Origin of the sequence: Polaribacter sp. KT25b (assembly GCF_900105145.1) — a bacterium.
In the GTDB taxonomy this organism is placed as follows: domain Bacteria; phylum Bacteroidota; class Bacteroidia; order Flavobacteriales; family Flavobacteriaceae; genus Polaribacter.
In genome coordinates this window covers 2,535,801-2,554,057 of record NZ_LT629752.1, presented here as the reverse complement: position 1 = coordinate 2,554,057, position 18,257 = coordinate 2,535,801, and the positions used below count along the sequence as shown (strand labels likewise).

General features: G+C 27.1%; 22 protein-coding genes. 7 read left to right on the top strand and 15 right to left on the bottom strand.

The genetic code is table 11. From position 1 onward, the window contains the following. Positions 1–4 precede the first annotated feature (4 nt). The 10 genes from BLT70_RS11035 to BLT70_RS10990 all read right to left on the bottom strand — a co-directional run bounded on the left by BLT70_RS11035 (position 5) and on the right by BLT70_RS10990 (position 8,322). Positions 5–229, bottom strand: coding sequence for a DUF2188 domain-containing protein (locus BLT70_RS11035; protein WP_091894383.1), 225 nt, complete (start codon positions 227–229; stop codon positions 5–7). A 210-nt stretch (positions 230–439) separates the two neighbouring features. Beyond that, positions 440–1,009 carry a restriction endonuclease subunit S gene (locus BLT70_RS11030; protein ID WP_091894381.1) on the bottom strand — a complete coding sequence of 190 codons (570 nt, stop codon included), beginning with the start codon at positions 1,007–1,009 and terminating at the stop codon, positions 440–442. A 394-nt stretch (positions 1,010–1,403) separates the two neighbouring features. Then, positions 1,404–2,153, bottom strand: a complete 750-nt coding sequence (locus tag BLT70_RS11025) for a relaxase/mobilization nuclease domain-containing protein (RefSeq protein ID WP_091894379.1) — start codon at positions 2,151–2,153, stop codon at positions 1,404–1,406. Further along, on the bottom strand, positions 2,143–2,754 hold the full coding sequence (locus BLT70_RS11020; RefSeq protein WP_157691893.1) for a hypothetical protein: 612 nt from the start codon (positions 2,752–2,754) through the stop codon (positions 2,143–2,145). The genes BLT70_RS11025 and BLT70_RS11020 overlap by 11 nt, the downstream gene beginning before the upstream one ends. A gap of 9 nt (positions 2,755–2,763) precedes the next feature. Further along, positions 2,764–3,105, bottom strand: coding sequence for a plasmid mobilization relaxosome protein MobC (gene mobC, locus BLT70_RS11015; protein ID WP_157603702.1), 342 nt, complete (start codon positions 3,103–3,105; stop codon positions 2,764–2,766). Between the two features lie 126 nt (positions 3,106–3,231). After that, positions 3,232–4,083 carry a toprim domain-containing protein gene (locus BLT70_RS11010; protein ID WP_091894375.1) on the bottom strand — a complete coding sequence of 284 codons (852 nt, stop codon included), beginning with the start codon at positions 4,081–4,083 and terminating at the stop codon, positions 3,232–3,234. Positions 4,084–4,408: 325 nt separating this feature from the next. Next, complete coding sequence (locus tag BLT70_RS11005; RefSeq protein ID WP_157691892.1) at positions 4,409–5,362, bottom strand: AAA family ATPase; 954 nt, start codon at positions 5,360–5,362, stop codon at positions 4,409–4,411. A gap of 151 nt (positions 5,363–5,513) precedes the next feature. Further along, positions 5,514–5,807: a DUF3853 family protein gene (locus BLT70_RS11000; protein ID WP_091894370.1), complete on the bottom strand. Its 294-nt coding sequence runs from the start codon at positions 5,805–5,807 to the stop codon at positions 5,514–5,516. Positions 5,808–6,052: 245 nt separating this feature from the next. Further along, positions 6,053–7,042 carry a hypothetical protein gene (locus tag BLT70_RS10995; protein ID WP_091894368.1) on the bottom strand — a complete coding sequence of 330 codons (990 nt, stop codon included), beginning with the start codon at positions 7,040–7,042 and terminating at the stop codon, positions 6,053–6,055. Further along, positions 7,039–8,322: a site-specific integrase gene (locus BLT70_RS10990; protein ID WP_172824450.1), complete on the bottom strand. Its 1,284-nt coding sequence runs from the start codon at positions 8,320–8,322 to the stop codon at positions 7,039–7,041. Before BLT70_RS10990 ends, BLT70_RS10995 begins: the two co-directional genes overlap by 4 nt. Before the next feature lie 476 nt (positions 8,323–8,798). On the opposite strand from BLT70_RS10990, the gene BLT70_RS10985 reads away from it, so the two are divergent. The 6 genes from BLT70_RS10985 to BLT70_RS10965 all read left to right on the top strand — a co-directional run bounded on the left by BLT70_RS10985 (position 8,799) and on the right by BLT70_RS10965 (position 13,729). Next, positions 8,799–9,071, top strand: a complete 273-nt coding sequence (locus tag BLT70_RS10985) for a hypothetical protein (protein ID WP_091894364.1) — start codon at positions 8,799–8,801, stop codon at positions 9,069–9,071. A 408-nt stretch (positions 9,072–9,479) separates the two neighbouring features. After that, the gene (locus BLT70_RS17525) at positions 9,480–9,605 is read left to right on the top strand and encodes a hypothetical protein (protein WP_302847792.1); all 126 of its coding nucleotides are present in this window, start codon (positions 9,480–9,482) and stop codon (positions 9,603–9,605) included. Positions 9,606–9,727: 122 nt separating this feature from the next. Next, a complete protein-coding gene (locus BLT70_RS10980; RefSeq protein ID WP_091894362.1) occupies positions 9,728–10,162 on the top strand; it encodes an Hsp20/alpha crystallin family protein in 435 nt (144 codons plus the stop codon). A 200-nt stretch (positions 10,163–10,362) separates the two neighbouring features. Then, the gene (cls, locus tag BLT70_RS10975; protein ID WP_091894360.1) at positions 10,363–11,799 is read left to right on the top strand and encodes a cardiolipin synthase; all 1,437 of its coding nucleotides are present in this window, start codon (positions 10,363–10,365) and stop codon (positions 11,797–11,799) included. 69 nt (positions 11,800–11,868) lie between these two features. After that, positions 11,869–12,636, top strand: a complete 768-nt coding sequence (locus tag BLT70_RS10970) for a patatin-like phospholipase family protein (protein WP_091894358.1) — start codon at positions 11,869–11,871, stop codon at positions 12,634–12,636. A gap of 34 nt (positions 12,637–12,670) precedes the next feature. Then, positions 12,671–13,729, top strand: a complete 1,059-nt coding sequence (locus tag BLT70_RS10965) for a mechanosensitive ion channel family protein (protein WP_091894356.1) — start codon at positions 12,671–12,673, stop codon at positions 13,727–13,729. 1 nt (position 13,730) lies between these two features. Here BLT70_RS10965 and BLT70_RS10960 read toward each other — a convergent pair whose 3' ends face one another. Both BLT70_RS10960 and BLT70_RS10955 read right to left on the bottom strand, forming a co-directional pair. Next, positions 13,731–14,096 (bottom strand): arsenate reductase family protein, encoded by a 366-nt coding sequence (locus BLT70_RS10960; RefSeq protein WP_091894354.1) that lies wholly within the window; start codon positions 14,094–14,096, stop codon positions 13,731–13,733. Between the two features lie 10 nt (positions 14,097–14,106). Beyond that, on the bottom strand, positions 14,107–14,331 hold the full coding sequence (locus BLT70_RS10955; RefSeq protein ID WP_091894353.1) for a hypothetical protein: 225 nt from the start codon (positions 14,329–14,331) through the stop codon (positions 14,107–14,109). Positions 14,332–14,574: 243 nt separating this feature from the next. On the opposite strand from BLT70_RS10955, the gene BLT70_RS10950 reads away from it, so the two are divergent. Next, a complete protein-coding gene (locus BLT70_RS10950; RefSeq protein WP_091894351.1) occupies positions 14,575–15,183 on the top strand; it encodes an alpha-ketoglutarate-dependent dioxygenase AlkB in 609 nt (202 codons plus the stop codon). Here BLT70_RS10950 and BLT70_RS10945 read toward each other — a convergent pair. From BLT70_RS10945 to BLT70_RS10935, 3 genes are all read right to left on the bottom strand, one after another. Beyond that, the gene (locus tag BLT70_RS10945; protein ID WP_091894349.1) at positions 15,180–15,890 is read right to left on the bottom strand and encodes a LytTR family DNA-binding domain-containing protein; all 711 of its coding nucleotides are present in this window, start codon (positions 15,888–15,890) and stop codon (positions 15,180–15,182) included. The two genes, BLT70_RS10950 and BLT70_RS10945, sit on opposite strands and share 4 nt — an antisense overlap. Positions 15,891–15,893: 3 nt before the next feature. Beyond that, entirely contained in the window at positions 15,894–16,937 is a 1,044-nt protein-coding gene (locus tag BLT70_RS10940) for a sensor histidine kinase (protein ID WP_091894347.1), read from the bottom strand. A 190-nt stretch (positions 16,938–17,127) separates the two neighbouring features. Continuing rightward, a complete protein-coding gene (locus tag BLT70_RS10935) occupies positions 17,128–18,132 on the bottom strand; it encodes a galactose oxidase (protein WP_157691891.1) in 1,005 nt (334 codons plus the stop codon). Between the last annotated feature and the right edge of the window lie 125 nt (positions 18,133–18,257).

The following is an 18,257-nucleotide window of genomic DNA, read 5'->3' as shown; positions in this document are numbered from 1 at the left end:
TTAATTATCCTTTTGGTGGAAATTTGTCGTTTCCGTGAGAATCTTTTCTTTGAATTTTACCATCTTTTTTATGAATGACTAATTCTGTTTTTTGTTTTTTAGACAATTCTCTACTATAATCTACTGCATCTTGTTTATTATCAAAATGTTTTGAAGCTCTTTCTGCTCCTCCTTTTTTAGAATCCCAACCCCCATCTGGGTTTGGAACTACGTGTCTTGTATTGCTCATTTAAAATATTTAAAAATACACTCAATATCTCGGAGTAGAGTGTGTGAATCCGAGTCTAGACTTATCGTTATTTTGATATGTCGAAAGATTGGTATACTTTTGTTTTTCCAAGAACATTGTTTTTATCAGTTCGGTGACAAGCCACTGAGAGCAAACAATACCAATCTAAAGTCTTCAAGGCGACCAGCTTTAAAGGCTTTTTTTTGTGTCTTATAATTCTATTTTATTTGTTATTAATTCGTTTAAAACGCCCTTTTTCAGCGCTTTTTTCTTTTCTAATAGTTGATTTGTTAATGATATCTCCTCTTCCAGAAGCGCTAGTACATTGATAACTTTTTGTTGTTCTTCTATACTCGGTAACGGTATTTCAAAATCTAAAACATCATTTTTAGCAATAGATATTATAGAAGAACCCACACCAAGTAATTCTAACTCATAACGTTTTCGTCCAGAATTAAGAACAGCAGCCAAATAGCGACTATCAATCAATGCTGCATCTGCTCTAATAATGTAAAATAATGAGCTAGGAACAACCTTGCCAAATGATTCATCGTAACTCCATGCAAAAATTCGTTGTCCTTTTCCAGTAAGAATCACATCATTAGGTTGTAATAAAAACTTTGTATCTTTACCTGTAATGTTGATAAAACTATCATCAAATAGCGTTGGATTTAAGAAATTGTCAAAATGGCCAGTAGTAAGATATTTAGTATCTCCTTTTTTGCTTTTTTTCTTATAAAGTCCAAATTGAACTTCTGCTATTTGATTAATTTTTATCATAAAATTTCTTTGTAATCATTTTCTAATTCACACAAAGATACTAATATTTATAATTAAAAAACAAATATTTTTCTTTGTAATTGTTTTCTAATTTAATACAAATATCTTAAGTGCTTGTTTTTGTGACGGTTATAAATTTGGCTATTTTGAATAATTTTATAAAAAAAAGTATTTATATTTAAATACAACTATAAATTCAGTTCTTCCGTTTTAAAAATCAGTTGATTTTTTCTTCACAAGCAAGTATTAAAAATCAACTGATTTTTAAAATGCGCCTCAGCGGCAGGCGTCACGTACAGTTTGTCTTTTTATATAAATGTGCATTTATACAAAAAGATAAAGCTATAAATATCTATTTATAGCTTTATATATTGTTCCATGTTTATTCAAAAGTTTACATTTTAAAACCCTTGTTTTTTTTATTCATTCGTTTTTCTTGTTGTTCGTAAGATAATAGCTTTTCAATTCCTTTTAAAGAGTATTTTCTATTAATGGCAGAACCTTTTATATAAACCCCTTTTTCATCTATAAATCCAATCCCTCTTCCTTTTTTTGTTTTAACTCCCATGTTTTTTAAGTGAAACTCAAAATCTTCAAAAGAATCAGATTGATTAATAGCAGATTTAATTTTTTCTTCCAATGGTGCAATTCTATTATCATTTTTAATGAAAATTTCTTGCTTTTTTACAGTTTCTAAAACACGTTTTACTTGTCTTAATTTATACTTTTTTTCAATCTCTCGGCAAAAGTCCATATTCTTATAATGGGTAAAACTATCTTCAACTGCTAGATTATTAGATTGAATACGTGATGCTACAATATGAATATGTTCCTTATTCGTACCTTCTTCATGCATATACACAGCATAAAGATTCTCTTTAAAACCAATCATTTTAGCATAATCGTTTGAAATATCAATCCAATCTTGGGTATTTAATTTTCCTTTGTCCTCTGGAGCAATTCTTATTTTGATATGAAAAGTATTTTTTACACATCTATCATTAAGAGCGTTGTTTCTTTCTATCTGAGAGTTTATTTCAGTACTATTTCCGATACATTTATTGGACGCTATTAATTCTCCTCCACGTTCACAATAATCAAGCGCATTTTGTAAGTATGCTATGGATTCTAATTTAGCGATCATTATTGTCAAGTGCGTTAAGTTGTTCTTTTAATTCTTGCTTTTTTATTTCTCGTTGATAAGTGCTTAAAAGTGTTTGGTATTCTTCCATAAAGATGGGGTCTTTTTGTATTATTTTTTTTAGAATTTCATTTGCAGCTGCGTTTTTATTTTTTTCGAACTCTTTGAAATAAAAATAGTTATAGAAAATCTGATAGTCTTCTTTTGCTTTACTTATAGAATTCTTTTCCATAAAATATGAAGGAAGATATTTTATAGAACTCCATATTATAAGTAAACTAAAAAGCATAATAATTAATGTCTTAGGTTTAAAGTGTGATTTACTCCCTAATAAACTGAATTCAGTATAATTATTTACATTAGGAGTTACTGCATTTTCTTTTATAGAATCATCTATTTCTTTTTTAGATAGAATTTTTTGATCAAGTACATGTTGATTACTAATAGTTGTTTCTATTAAGTTTTTTAACTTCTCATTCTCTTCTGAGAAAACATGGCTTAATTCTGTTTGGTCTATATTACTTACGTCTTTAGAAATAGCGTCTAATTTATCTACTACTTTTTGCATTAAAGTAAAGATGGCATTGTTTGTATTTTCTTCCATAATAATGGTTTATAATTTTGAATTGATTTCTATAATGTGGTTATTGATATGTTTAATTTCGTTCAAAACGACTTGTTGGTCTTTGATTAAAAATTGCTCATTTGAATTTAATTTTTTTGCTATCTGATTTAAATTATTTCCAATTCTAATTAAAGAAGTCAAATATTTCTTGGTATCTAAATCATGTACTTTTTTTGTAAATATTGGTTTACCTAATTTTTCTAAAACTGCATTTCTGTAAAAAAAAGAAGGTTTTATTTGTAATGATTCACATTGAATTTTAATTACTTCTTTATCCTCTGCATTGAGGTAAAAAACGACCTTTACTTTATTGTTTGAATCTGATTTCATTTTTCTTTTGTTTTTTTTCTTATGAACATTTTCTGTGAATAAGCCAGCGGGTTTTGATTTCTTTTTAGGGCACGAAGTAGGCACTAAAAAGGAATTAAAGCCACGACTGGCTAAGAACTGACTGTATTAATTTTTATTCATCAAATAATCATTTAAATCATTGAAGTTTTTATAATGTATTCTATTGTCTATAATTTTACCATTCGCATTTTCTACTATAAAATCGGTAGCTTTATTTCCTGCTTCATCGTTGTCAAAAAATAATTTTATTACCATGTAATCTTCTAATAAACTAATCGTCTTTTTGACTAAAGAAGTAGAGTTAAGTATGATGAAATTTTCTTTAGGTATTTCTTTTTTCAAAGTGAGATAAGAAAGGAAATCAGACCAAGATTCAAATATTGAAACAACATCAGAATTATTATTTATGGTTGTAATTTCTTTTTTTCCTAAACAAATTTTCCTGAATTTTTTATTGAAAATATTTACGATTTCTAATCCGCCAACATCATTCATAAACCCAATTCCGTACAATTCTTTTCCATTAGAAAAAGAGTAATGAACTTGAAAACAAAATCGTGTAGCAAATTTTAAATTGATTTTCCTGTTGCTTAAATAATTTAATAATTGTGGATTTGTTAATTCAGTTACTTTTTTAATAGAGTAGGTGGGTTTTGTCTCGCTCTTAATTCGTTTTGTTTGCTGGTGAATAGAAAAAGTGTCTTCAGATAAAATGACTAAGGCTTCTTTAATTGAACAATTATTGTATTTCATTACAAAGTCAATGATTGTTCCGCCAATTCCAGAACTGTGGTCAAAAAACACATTTTTTGAGATATTAACTTTAAAGGATGGTGTTTTTTCATTCTTAAAAGGGGAAAAGAACCAAATATCTTTTTTCGTGGTTTTACTTACCCTAAAACCTTGTTTTTTTAGGTAAGGTACTAGGTCTATTTGTTTTGCTTTTTTACAATTCATATTTTTTTTTTTCAACAGCAATAAAATTATTATTGCTGACTGTTATTAATATTATTTCTAATAAATGTCCACTTTTTGCCGACTCAAAAACTATTGTTTAAAAGAGTTAAAAGTTTGTTTTACAGTTTATTATATTTTTTAATTATGTGGCTTATTTCCTATAAGTGACACGGCGTAAAATGTCCCACAAAAACAGTTGGCACTTCTTGCCTATTAATTTCTAAGCACTAAGGATGTCGTGTCCTTTTTCTTAAATTATTTGTTGTATTGTTTTGAAAAAGAATTGATTACGTCTGTTTTTGGGGTCGGCACTTAAATGTCCTGTTTAGGTTAATTTTAGCCAACGACCAATAGTTCTTGGGCTAACCCCAAAAGTTTTAGCTATTTCAGTATTAGTTTTTCCTGCATCTTTTAGGCTCTGTGCCTCTAAAATTCTTTTATCTTCATTTGTTTTTGAAGCTTGTAAATGTTCTTTTTCACCTCCAAACCCCATCATATTAAATTTGAGAAAACTATTTTCTTTTTCTATTTCACAATTAATAACGTTTTCTTGTCCGTATTCAATTGGATAGTTTCTGTTTTTTAATTGCTTTATGTATCTAATATTGTCTCCTTTTACAGATTCTCCAATACAGAAACAGATATCAACAAAGTTTGATAATGCTTTTGATCCTGCTAAGTCTTCAAGTTGAATAGGACTGTAAATGTCTCGTTTTGGGGTGTGTGCTATTAGTAGTATTGAGATACTATATTCTCTAGATAATTTTAAAATTATCTTCATTAGCTCTAATGCTTCGTGGCTCTTTTCGTTAGAAGCTGCTAAGTAAGTAATGTTATCTATTATAAGAACTTCTGCATTGTTTTTGAGTGCTTGAATTGTTATAGAGTTGATAATTAATTGCTCAAATGATAACTTTTCATCTTCTGAATTTTCACCTCTATCAATTTCTATTCTTACGAAATTAGGACTGAAAGAATAAAGTTCTGTATTACTTTTGGAGTAACGCTTTTGAAAGGCTTTAGTAGATAGTTCAAAATCAAAATATAATACAATGTATTTATCCGTATTTTCTCCAAGTATTGGATTTCCTTTAGAAATAGCATCTGCTAATTGTACTGCAAGTATTGATTTTCCTTTTCCTGTATTTGAAAAAAGAATGCCAACTTCTCCTTGATGCCAAATATTCCCAAATAAAGGCTTGGGGTCAATAATTCTAGAACCTATTTCTAACCATTCATTTGCTGTTTTGTCAGTTAAAATATTCCTTTTATTAGGCATATCATTGCCCTGTGAATTCTTTGAATTCGCTTTTTTATTTTCCATTGATTTGTGAATTGATAGTCAACAGATTTTGTATATTTGTATTCGACACAGAATCATTGACATTTGTTAGTGATTAAAAAATATCATGCGCTAACATGATATTTTTTTATTTAGATTGATTCATAAGTTGAAGTGCAAGCTCAGCATCAACAATAATTTTACGACCATTTTGTATAATGGCTTTATCAATTATTCCAGACTTTTTTAATCTGTTAGCTTTGGAGGTACTACCATCTATAAGTTTTGCAATTCCTCTAATACCATAAACATACTTTTTGCCTTTTTCAGGTTCTAAAGTTTTTGAGGGCAATTCATTGTTTAGGTTGTTCTGTAGAAATATAAACTCTTCTCCTGTCATTTGGAAGAGTGGTTTTTCTTTAATTGATTCTAAATTCATAATATCTAATTTGTTGTATTAAACTTAACCGTGTACATCGGTTGTTGTATTCGAATACTGTAAAATTAGAATGAAATTTTGGTGGAAAATGGTGGGGATTATTTAATGTGTAATTTAGAAGGCTTATAGTCAGCGCATTATGTTCTTGTGAAAATATTTTTGGTGGAGATTTATTTATAATGTCAAATAGAGGTTCATAAGCTTTAATTCGTAATTAAAACTTATTTCAAAATGTCTTTAACTATCTTTTAAATCATTTGAATTGCTTTCGATAATCTATTTACAAAATGATTTTCTTTTACTTCATTGGTAATAATTTTTTCATAGAACTCTTTTTCATAAGTCTTCTTTTTGTCGTAAATGTGTCTTTTTTTTTCGAAGTAGTCTAATGAAGTATTGATCCATTTTTCTTTTTGAAGTTTATCTTTAATAGTATTTGCTAATGAATCAATTAAAAAATATAGTTTAGTATCTGACATTTTTTTCTTTTCTACTTTTAGTCCAGATAATTCAAAATTGTTAAAAAAATCTTTAGCAGAAACAGCAGTAAGGCTACGTGTAAAATATTCGTTTATTATTTCTAATAAGTCATTATTGAAATTTAAATTAAGTATTTCGATGTTTTCTATATAATCTTCTTCAATAATTTCTTTAATAGTTTCTAGTTTTTGTAATACATAATAGAATTTGAAGCTTAATAAATTATTGTATTTTTTTTCAAGTATTTTACGTTCTAAAACCCACTCATTATAAAGGTTTAGTAATTTTTCTTTTTCTTTTTCTAAGAGGTTTATTTTTTTTAGAATAGTAATCATTTCAGGATGTTCGTCAGAAAATCTAAGAGACATCTGTTCATAATTTCCTTTTAATACAGTTATAGATTTATTGGTTGGAATTTGTTTCCTGTAGGCAAGGGTTTCTTTTAATTCTATTGGTTTTATTAAATTTCTTAATAAACATGAAGGATCCATTGAATTTAAGCTAATTTGATTCTCGTTATAAAATTTTGAATAATCTTTAATTGTTGATAAAATTAATCTTAATTCTTGCTTTAAGTTCTCTCTTCCGTTAATGTCTCTATATTCTCTAATGGAGCTTCTAAATTCATCAATAGAAAATGTATCACAAAATTTTTGGTAACTTTCTAAATCTGTTATTCTAATAGTATTAATTTGCAGAACTTTTAAATTATCTTTTATAGCAAGAATACAATCAGTAATTGTTGTAAAATAGATCATAATTCATTAAATTTTTCCATTGCATTTTTCTTTGTTTTGTCGGCTACGTCAATATAGGGCTTCATTGCTTTGTAATCTGAATGCCCTGTCCATTTCATTACCACTTGTACAGGTATTCCAATTGATAAAGCGGAGCAAATAAAAGTTCTTCGTCCAATATGTGTTGTCATAAGTTCATATTTAGGAAATACTTCATCAATTCTTTTGTTTCCTATATAATGTGTTAATCTTACTGGTGAATCTATCTCTGCCAATTCCCCTAATTCTTTTAAATATTCATTCATCTTTTGATTTGAAATAACAGGTAAAGCCTTATCTTTTTTATATGGTATATGAGAATACTTTTCCAAAATAGCTCTACTATGTTTGTTAAATTCAATAATTAGTGCGTCGTCTGTTTTTACGGTAATAATTTGAAAAAAATCAGATTTAATATCACTATTTTTTAAATTATAAACATCTGAATATCGGAGCCCTGAATATGAACAGAAGATCAGGACATCCAAAACTCTTTCTAAATATTTTTTAGTGCTAGGAATTTCATATTTAAGTAGCTTTGTTTTTTCTTCTTCTGTAAGGAATATTACTGTTTTCTGAGCATCTTTGATTTTCGGTCTAAAACCTTGGTAAGCATTATTATTGTGATGTCTTTTTTCAAAACTCCATCTAAGAAACCATTTAATAAAACCAAGTTGTTTTTTAATGGTACTATTTCGCATTTTCTTTTCTTTCCTCAGGTGTGTAAGATAATCTGTAAGTCCGCTTTCATCAAAATCTTCAAATTTTGAAATAGGGTTAAAGCTCGTAATATGTTTTTTTACAGTTGCAAATTTGGTAAGTGTTGCATCACTCCAATTATTTAAATGACTATTTTCTTTTACAAATAAATCAAACACATCAAAAAATGAACTCTCTGTTGTTTTTTCAACTTCAACCTTTCCTTTTTTCTTTAAACTTTTTGCTATTATTCTAATTTGATCTTTGGTAGGGATTTTATCTTGGCTTTCACATTCTTGAAAAAAATCTTGAATAGCAACTTTCAATTCTAAAATTCGTGAATTAATAGAAGCTGAGCTTTGCTCTAGTTTATTATAAGAACCGTTTTTAACCTGTTCTTTATCTTGATTCCATTTAGCAATATCAATACGAAACCCTGTTTGAATGTCTAAACGAGAACCTTCATAATTTATTCGTAAACGTATTGGTACGTTTTCTGTAATTAACTGACCTGCTTTTTTTCTCTTTTCAAGTGAGAAAATTAAATTTCGTTTTATTTGAATCATACCTATTAAAAAGTTACACCCAAATTTACACCCAATTTTTGTGAAATCAAGTGATATTCTATGATTTTTTAAAAAACTCAAAAAATTAAAACCCTATATTTAAAGGGCTTTAGGCGTTTTATGAGATTTTATGATATAGTAGGTGAGAGAGCCTCTTTCTCCGCCAAAAGCCTTGCATTTTATGTGAGGCTTTTTTTATTACATCACTTTTTTGCAGTAAAAAAAACATCTAATCTACTATAAATACTGACTTTAAGTTCTATTCAATGGATATAAAGAGTTGTTTGGCATTTCATAAAAATATGTCAAAAACCACTTTTAATTTTATTTTACAGTTACCTTATGTGTTACCCTGTTGTTTTTGGTAATCAATAGGGTAACGAAAAGTTCACAATGTCCATAATCAACTCGTGGTTTGCGAACTATTTAGTATTGATCCTTGATTTGCTTTAATTATTATAAATTTAAGTAAAATGAGTAAATTAAAAGGGAGTTTTTACCTGAAAAATGATAAACAAAAAAATGAATTAGCAATCTTCTATGCTAAAATTAAATTAGGTAGTTCAACTTCTACATTGGCAACTAGAAAATATATTTGTCCAATTAGATGGAAAAAGACAAATATGTTGCTCCAAGCAGAAATAATTAATACTGAAGTTTCATTAAAAAATTATATTTATGATATTCCTATGAAGATTGCAGGTATTTATCATAATTTAAATAGTAATAAACCAAAAAGATTATAGACAACTGATTTAAAGGAGGCTTATATAAGCAAAACGAATAGTGATGGGAAAATGCTGCTGCTAAAGCTTTTTAATTACCATAATTTACATTTTTAAAAAAGAAGTTTCCAATGAAAAGCTAGAAAACATGAAAGATTTTATTCTTCTTTAGGTTATAAGTCGCCTTTAGAAATGGAAATAGAATTAATAATGAAAAACAATAAAAATGTAGCTTAAAAATTTGGTACCAAATTTATTAGGTAGTCTACTTCACTTTAAATTTATGTAGTGAATAATAATAAAAAAGCCGTTTCAAATTATGGAACGACTTCTATAGTAAATTTAGGTGTTTTTATTTGTCATTCGGAACAATAGCTCCGTACCAATCACAAATACTGATAGAATTTTTTAACTTCAAATTTAATCAAATTGAGATCATTACAATTAGCCGTTAAACTACAATCAACAGCTTTTGTAAATCCGCCACTTGCCTTTATAGGGTTTCGATTTAATTTCATAGCAACTTTTTCTTTTGTATATGCATATGCAACATAATTACCAGATTTTTTTATTATTAATTTAATATATTTTAGTGCGCTGATCTAGATCATTTTATAAATATTGTCTTGTTTTTAATTTTGTTGTGTAATATTTGTTTAATTTAAAATCATAAAATTATGTCACTAGTAAAATTTAAAAGTAGACCATTAGAAAATCTAATTTCAACAGATTTTTTTGATAACGATGAATTCTTTGGATCTAAACTTTGGAACAAAAAATTAGACGAACCTGCATTAAATATTAAGGAAACTGATGATGCTTTTGAAGTTGAATTGGCTGCACCTGGTTTTGAGAAAAAAGATTTTGATGTAACGATTAATGAAGGATGTTTAAATATTTCTGCAGAAAGCTCTAAATCTAAAGAAGAAAAAGAAGACAATTATACTCGTAAAGAGTTTAGTTATAATTCTTTTGAAAAAAGATTAAAACTTCCAGATTCTGTAAAAGAAGAAGATGTTATGGCAAAATATAAAGATGGAGTTCTTAGTTTTAATTTACTTAAAAAAGAAGATTCTAAGAAACTTAAGCCTAAAAAAGTAGAAATTGTTTAATTACAAAATCTGAGAAAAAAAGGAGGAAATGAAATTATTTATTTCCTCTTTTTCTGTTTAAATTAGATTCTAATTAAGAGATATTCTAAAGGAAATGCTCTGTTTTTTAACAGTTTAATTTACTATCTTTAAATATCAAAATAACTTTAATTAGTGGTTGAAGTTAAATAATAATACAATACAAAATTTGTAGTTTAATTATGGTTTTAGCGCTTATTATATATTCACTTATCGCTTTTTTTTTAGTTGGTAAACTGCTGCTTAATGGTGTTAGACCTACAAAAACTTTAGCTTGGTTGTTGGCTATCTTTACAATACCTGTAGGTGGAATGTTATTTTATTTTATTCTTGGTAGAAATAGAAAAAAGAATAAATTTTATAAGCTTAAACAAACCAAGGAAATCTCTGAATATTATGAGCAAGTTGATCATTATTACAATCATCTAAATGAAAATGAAGATACAAATATTCCTACAGCAATTAAAAAACATGTAAAATTAGCTAAACTAATTATAAAAGGGTCGAAATTTATACCGAGTATTGAAAACGAATTAACTCCTTTAATAAACGGCCCAGCAACATTTGAAGCTATTTTTTCTGCTATGGAAACCGCTAAAAAATTTATTCATATTCAATATTATATTTTTGAAGAAGGAGATTTAGCAGACAAATTTAAATCCATTTTAATGCGCAAACAAAAGGAAGGAGTAGAAATACGTTTTCTTTATGATGCCTTAGGTAGTAGAACTTTAAGTAATAAATACTTACACAAATTAAAAGAAACAGGAATAGAAGTTTATAGTTTTTTACCAATGAAATTTGGTAAATTTCTTTCTTCTATAAATTATAGAAACCATAGAAAAATTATTATTGTTGATGGTGTTTTTGGTTTTACTGGCGGCATAAATGTATCCGATAAATATATAAAAGGAGATCCAGATTTAGGAAATTGGTATGATATGCATTTACAATTAAAAGGCGATGTAGTAAATAGTTTAGAAGCTGTTTTTGCTATGGATTGGTATTTTGCAAGTGGAAAAGATGATTTGTTAAATGTTAAATATTTTTTTAAAAATCTTGTATCAGGAAATTCAATTGCGCAAGTAGTTGCAAGTGGTCCAGACTCCGATTTTTCTTCTATTCATCAACTATATTATGCTATTATAAATAGCGCAAAAAAATATGTTTATATCACAAATCCGTATATAATTCCAGGAGAAGCAATAAAAGAAGCGTTGCAAGTTGCAGCAATGAGTGGCGTAGATGTTAGGCTTTTACTTTCTGCAAATTCTGATAGCTTTATTGTAAAATGGAATGTAAGATCTTATTTTGAAACTTTGCTAGAATCAGGAGTTAAAATTTATTTAAATCCAGATGGTTTTTTACATAGTAAAGTTATTATTTCTGATGATGAACTTACATCAATAGGAACAGCAAATCTTGATATTAGAAGTTTTGAACAAAATTATGAAGTAAATATTCTAATTTACGAAAGAGAAATAACTACAAAATTAAAACTAGATTTTTTGAATGGCTGCGAAAAAAGTAATCAAATAGATTATCAGCAATATATAAAAAGACCAAAAATAGAGCGTTTAAAAGAAGGTTTAGCCAAAGTGTTTAGTCCCATTTTATAATCAACTGATAATAATCATTTAGAAGCTCTTATTTAGTTGATAAATTTGTAATACAATTATATAATTATAATGAAAACAGGTTTAGTACTTTCTGGAGGTGGAGCTAGAGGAGCAGCTCATATTGGGGCAATTAAAGCTTTAGAAGAAAACGGTATTTATCCAACACACATAGCAGGTACAAGTGCTGGAGCTATTGTTGGGGCTTTGTATGCACAAGGAGTTGGTTGGGCAGAAATATTAAATTTCTTTAAAACAATACCTATTTTTAACACAAATAGATTTGCTTATAATAAACCTGGTTTTATAGATTCTGTAAAATTTTATGATGATCTTAAAACATTTTTTCCTGTAGATGATTTTAATACTTTAAAAAAACCATTATTTATTACAGCAACGAATGTAATAGACGGAACTTTAAAAATATTTAGTAAAGGTCAGCTTATAAAACCAATAATTGCTTCAGCGTCATTTCCTGGTGTTTTTACACCCACAAAAATTAATGATTCATTTTATATTGACGGAGGCACACTTAATAATTTTCCTGTAGAACCGTTAAAAAAAGATTGCGACCAAATTATTGGAGTTTATGTAAATCCATTAAAAAAAATTAGCATTAAAGATTTAAAACATTCTTATTCTGTGGTAGAAAGAGCGTTTAAAATTAAATCAAGCTCAGAATCAATATTAAAGTTTTCTGATTGTAATTTAGTTATTTATCCAGAAGATTTAATTAATTATGGCACTTTTGATATGAATAGTATCGATGCTATTTTTAATTTGGGTTATAATGCTACAATAGAAATTTTAAGAAATTATAAAAACCTAACTGTCCGTTAGTTGTTTTTTTGGTGCAATGTAAAAATATTGATTTATGGTTCTCAATTTTTTAAAAATATCATTTTCTAAAGAAACTTGGATTACTTTTTGTGTGATTTTGTTTGGTGCAATTTTACTTGGTTTTGCATTGAGTTGGGTTTTATTTTGGATTCTAAAACTCTCTAATCGAAGAAAATCTACAGTTTTAAAATCACTATTATTAAAACATTTAAAGCAACCAACATTATTTTTTCTGTCGTTATTGTTTCTTTATAGTTCTTTTTCTTTTATCGAATTAAATACAATTTGGTATAAAATTATTCAAAGTCTTATTATCATTAATTTCTCTTGGATATTAATTGCATCTTTAAATATTGTAGAAGAATTAGTAAAACAAAAATTTATTAAGGAAGATAATCATAAATCTAAAGACAGAAAAGTACTTACACAATTGCGTTTCTTAAAGAGTATTTCTTTGGTAATTATTATTACAATTGCTGTTGCAGCCATTTTATGGAATATTCCTGATGTAAAAAAAATAGGAACAACAATACTTACTTCTGCTGGTGTTATTGGTATTATAGCTGGTGTTGCTGCACAAAAATCAATAGCAAATTTAATTACTGGTTTTCAAATTGCGTTTACACAGCCTATAAAAATTGATGATGAAGTAGAAATAAAAGGAGAATTTGGTACAGTAGAAGATATTACACTTACTTATGTAGTAATTAAAACATGGGATTGGAGACGTTTAGTTTTGCCTTTAAATTTCTTTAGTGATAACTCTTTTGTAAACTGGACTTTTAGTACAACAGATTTAATTGGTAGCGTTTATATTTATGTAGATTATACATTTCCTGTACAAGAATTAAGAAAAAAATTAAATTCACTTTTAAAAGAAAATCCACTTTGGGATAAAAAAGTAGGAGAGCTTTTAGTTACAAAAAGCGATCAATATGTTATAGAGTTACGTGCCACATTTAGTGCAAGAAATGCTTCGGATACTTGGACTTTACGTTGTACAATTAGAGAAGAATTAATTAAATTTATACAAGAAAATTATCCTAATTCTTTACCTAAATTAAGAAGAATGGAAGTAATTGAAGATAAATAAATTATATTTTTAAAATATCTGTAGGCGTTTTAATTAAAATAGTAATATCACCACGAATAGCAATTGGTTGTTTCATAATTTCAGGTTTATGTTGTATCATTTTTATCCAATCATCTGTAGAAAATTCATCAGAGTTTAAATCGGTTTTATACGCTGCGTGATTTTTATCAATAAGATCTCCAACTTCAAGATGTAATCGATGAGCAAGTTCTACAATTTGTGTTCCTGTAAGTTTAGTTTTTAAAATATCTATTTCTAGAACAGGTAAACCTTCTGTCATAGCATACGCTAATGTTTGTTTTCCTGTTGCAGATTTAGAGTTGTAAAACAAAGATATTTGTCTGTTTGATGTAGCAATTTCTCCCATAATTTAGATATTAAAGTGTGTTTTTTCTTATTTTTTCTTCTTGTAAATAATGTTCTAATAATTGCTTTAAACTATCGAGATATTCTTCCATTATTTTTTTATCCATTTGTGGATGATTATTAGACGGAATTGTCATTGGGTTTTCATCTAGATCTCTATAAAGTTCAGGATATTTAGTTTCAATCGTATTTGTAAGTTGTGTAATTTCTGTTAATATTTTATTTAAATTTTTCATCAGTAATAATTTAGTAAAACATTTATTTATATAGATATTTCAACCTTATTTTAAGCGCTAAAATTGTAACAATATTCTCTTTTTTTAAGAGTGTAAAATAATAGTTATAATGCTAAATTTTAAATAGTTAAAGGCGATTTTTATTTGATATAAATATAATAATTTATATTTTAAATTAAAATGACCTAAATCAGTATAATTCATATTAAAGAAAAACCAAAATATTTTTAATATCTTTATTTTATGGATTTATTTTCTTCGGATAAAATAAGGAATATTTTACCTTTTGATGGAATTACAAATTATCATGGAATTGTTTTAACTAAAAAACAGTGCGATTTTTATTATCAGCAATTATTAGAAAACATCAACTGGAAAAATGATGAAGCAATAATTTTTGGTAAAAAGATAATAACAAAAAGAAAAGTGGCTTGGTATGGCGATTCTGAGTATTCATACACGTATTCTAAAGTTACAAAAACGGCAAATCTTTGGATAAAAGAATTATTAGAACTCAAAGAAATTGTAGAAAAAGAAAGTAACGAAACCTATAATTCTTGTTTGTTGAATTTGTATCATTCAGGAGAAGAAGGCATGGCTTATCATGCTGATGGAGAAAAAATGTTACGAAAAAACGGCGCAATAGCATCACTTTCTTTAGGCGCAGAACGTAAATTTTCTTTTAAGCATAAAGAAAATAAACAAAGAATTGACATTATTTTACAAAGAGGTAGTTTATTAGTGATGAAAAAAGGAACGCAAACTAATTGGTTACACAGATTGCCACCAACTAAAAAAGTGAATTCACCACGAATTAATTTAACCTTTAGAACAATTGAATTAGAAGACTAATTTTCAATTTTTTTGATAAAATCATCTCTATAATTTTGACCAATTGGTATCCAATTATCATCAATAATAATTCTATTTCTTTGCACAGAATAAATGTGTTTTAAAGAAACAATGTAAGATTTATGAACGCGTATAAAATTTAATTTCCCTAATTTTTCTTCAAAACTTTTAAGACTACTAAGTGTTAAAATAGGTTTCTCTTTATTGGTGTGAATTTTAATGTAATCTTTTAAAGATTCTATGTATTTTATATCGGCTAAATTTATTTTTAAATTCTCGTATTCAGATTTTACAAAAATAAATTTCGGAGCAGTTTCTTGATTTGACGGAACAGTAATTTCTTCTTCAACTTTTAATTTTAATAAATTTTGGGCTCTTGTTGCCGCCTTTAAAAATCGATGAAACGGAATTGGTTTTACCAAATAATCAATAGCATTTAAATTAAAACCTTCTACAGCATAATGTGAGTACGCTGTTGTAAAAATAAACATCGGTTTTGTGTCTAAAGATTTTATAAAATCGATTCCAGAAAAATCTGGCATTTCTATATCAGTAAAAATTAAATCAATTTTTTGTTCTTGTAAAACATTAGCAGCTTCAAAGGCATTAGAGCAACTTGCTATCAATTCTAAAAACGGAACTTTAGATATAAAATCTTCTAATAATTCTAGTGCTAGAGGTTCATCATCAATAATAATACATTTCATTTGTTATTTTTTTAGTTTGATTTTTAAATTGACTTCAAATGATTTTTTATGATTTGTAATCTCTAAAGTGTGCGCATTTGGGTACAATAATTGTAATCTGTTTTTGATGTTTTCTAAACCAATTCCAGAATTTTTATTGATCGTATTTTGTAAAGAAGAAATATTAACAACTTCTAAACACAATTCATTATTTTGAATAGTTATTTTTATTTTAATATCCGTTTTTCCTTTATAATCTGTGCCATATTTAAAAGCATTTTCTATAAATGAAATAAGTAATAAGGGTTCTATTTTGTAATTTAAATCGCCATGAACATTTATATGTACGCCACTAGAATCTTTTAAACGTAATAATTGTAAAGAGATATAGTTTTTGATGTAATCTATTTCTTTTTCTAAAGATATAAATTCTTCATTTGCTTCATAAATCATATATCTCATTAGTTCAGATAGTGTAACTATGGCAACAGTTGTATCGTCAGATTTTTTATTTGCCAACGAATAAATACTATTTAAAGTATTAAATAAAAAATGTGGATTTAATTGTGCTTTTAAAAAAGATAATTCTGAATTTACCTTTTGTGTTGCAGCTATAGTTCTTTCTTTTTCAGACTTGTACCATTCTGATACTAACTTAACACAGGTACTTAGTGCAAAGAAAAGCAATAATAAAATAGGAGGTTTTAAGTTTATTCTACCTTCTCTTGGTCCTTGAAATCTATTTTTTAATTCTTCATTAATAAAAGGTGGTTTTATTTGATTTTTTATCAAGGGTTCAAAAATTAAAAAAAGTAAGAAAATTAATGATATAGAAATAATTATATAAGTAATAATTTTCTTATTTAATAAAAAATTAGGAATAAGAACTGTATAATTTAAATAGAATACAGAAATAAAGATGAAGTTTAAAAAGTAAAACTCATTAGGAATTGTACTAAATCTAGAATAAGATTGTATAGCAGTTATGGCAATAAAGAATAGCCATATAATAATATGAACAATTATTGTGGTGTTCGATTTTTTTAAAATACTATTCAACTTACTCATTAATTTAATATTTGCGAATTTATAGTTTTATTTTCTTAAAAAACTCCCAATAAACTGTTGTATTTATCATAAAAAGAGGTTGAAGATAAAATTACTTAAGAGGTAACTTTTTCTTCAACCTAATGTTTAAATATATTAAGGTTAATATATTTTATTTATATAATTGGGGAAATAAATAATATACTAAATGTTAATCATCTTCATTTTCTAACTCATCTGGTCTAAATTCCCAAACATCATCAAAATAATAACTACCACTTCTACCCATTAAAACGTAAGCTTTATTAGGAAAAGTAAAAGCTGATGCATTTTGTCTTGCAGAACCTTCAAATACTGGTAACTCATCCCAAGTGTCTGTTGTAGGGTCGTAAGACCAGCTTTCTGTAGTAATTGCTCCAGAAATTCCTGTTGTAATATATCCCAATCCGTTTAAAGAAAAGCCAACACCACTACTTAAAAGAATTTCATAATCATCATCATCGTCATCATCATCATCTAAATCGGTTAATCTTGTCCAAGTAGATCCATTAAAAGAATAAAAATCTTCTTCGTAAGATCCGTTGTGAATTCCTAAACCAATATAAGCAATATCATCAATAATAAAAACAGATGCATTTTGACGTTTTTGCCCACCAAAACCTACAGATTGTTCCCACGTATCAGAAGCAACATTATATTTCCAGAAATCTTTTTGTTCGCTACCATCATAACCTGTTCCTATATATCCATCGTTTCCAATTGCAAAACCAATTGCTCCATATCTTTCAGTTCCAGCAAAATCTGCTTTTTGAGTCCAAGAATCTGTTGTTGGGTCATATTCCCAAAAATCATTTAATTTATTAGTACCATCATAACCTGTACCTAAATATCCTTTTCCGTTTATAGAAAAACCAACTGCGCCACTTCTTGCAGTTCCAGGAAACGGAGCTTTTTCTTTCCAAAAATCTCCTTCAGAATCATATTCCCAAGTATCAGATAAATAATCATCGCCATCATAACCAGTTACTAAGTATCCTTTTGTACCAATTGTAAAACTAACAGAATTTGCTCTAGAATTTCCGTCAAAAGTAGAGCTTTCTACCCAGTTTCCATATTCATCATCGTCATCATCGCTGCTACAACCTATAAAAAATAGAGACAGTACTGTAGCTATAAATAGAACGCTACTTTTTTGTATAAAATTTGTTTTTCTCATTATGTTAAATTTATTCATTTGCTTTATTGTTGGGCAAAACTAAAAGCTATTAATTAGAAAATAGTACAAAATAGACAAACAGGGGTATTTTATAGATAACTATGTAAACCAAATGTTAATTTTCT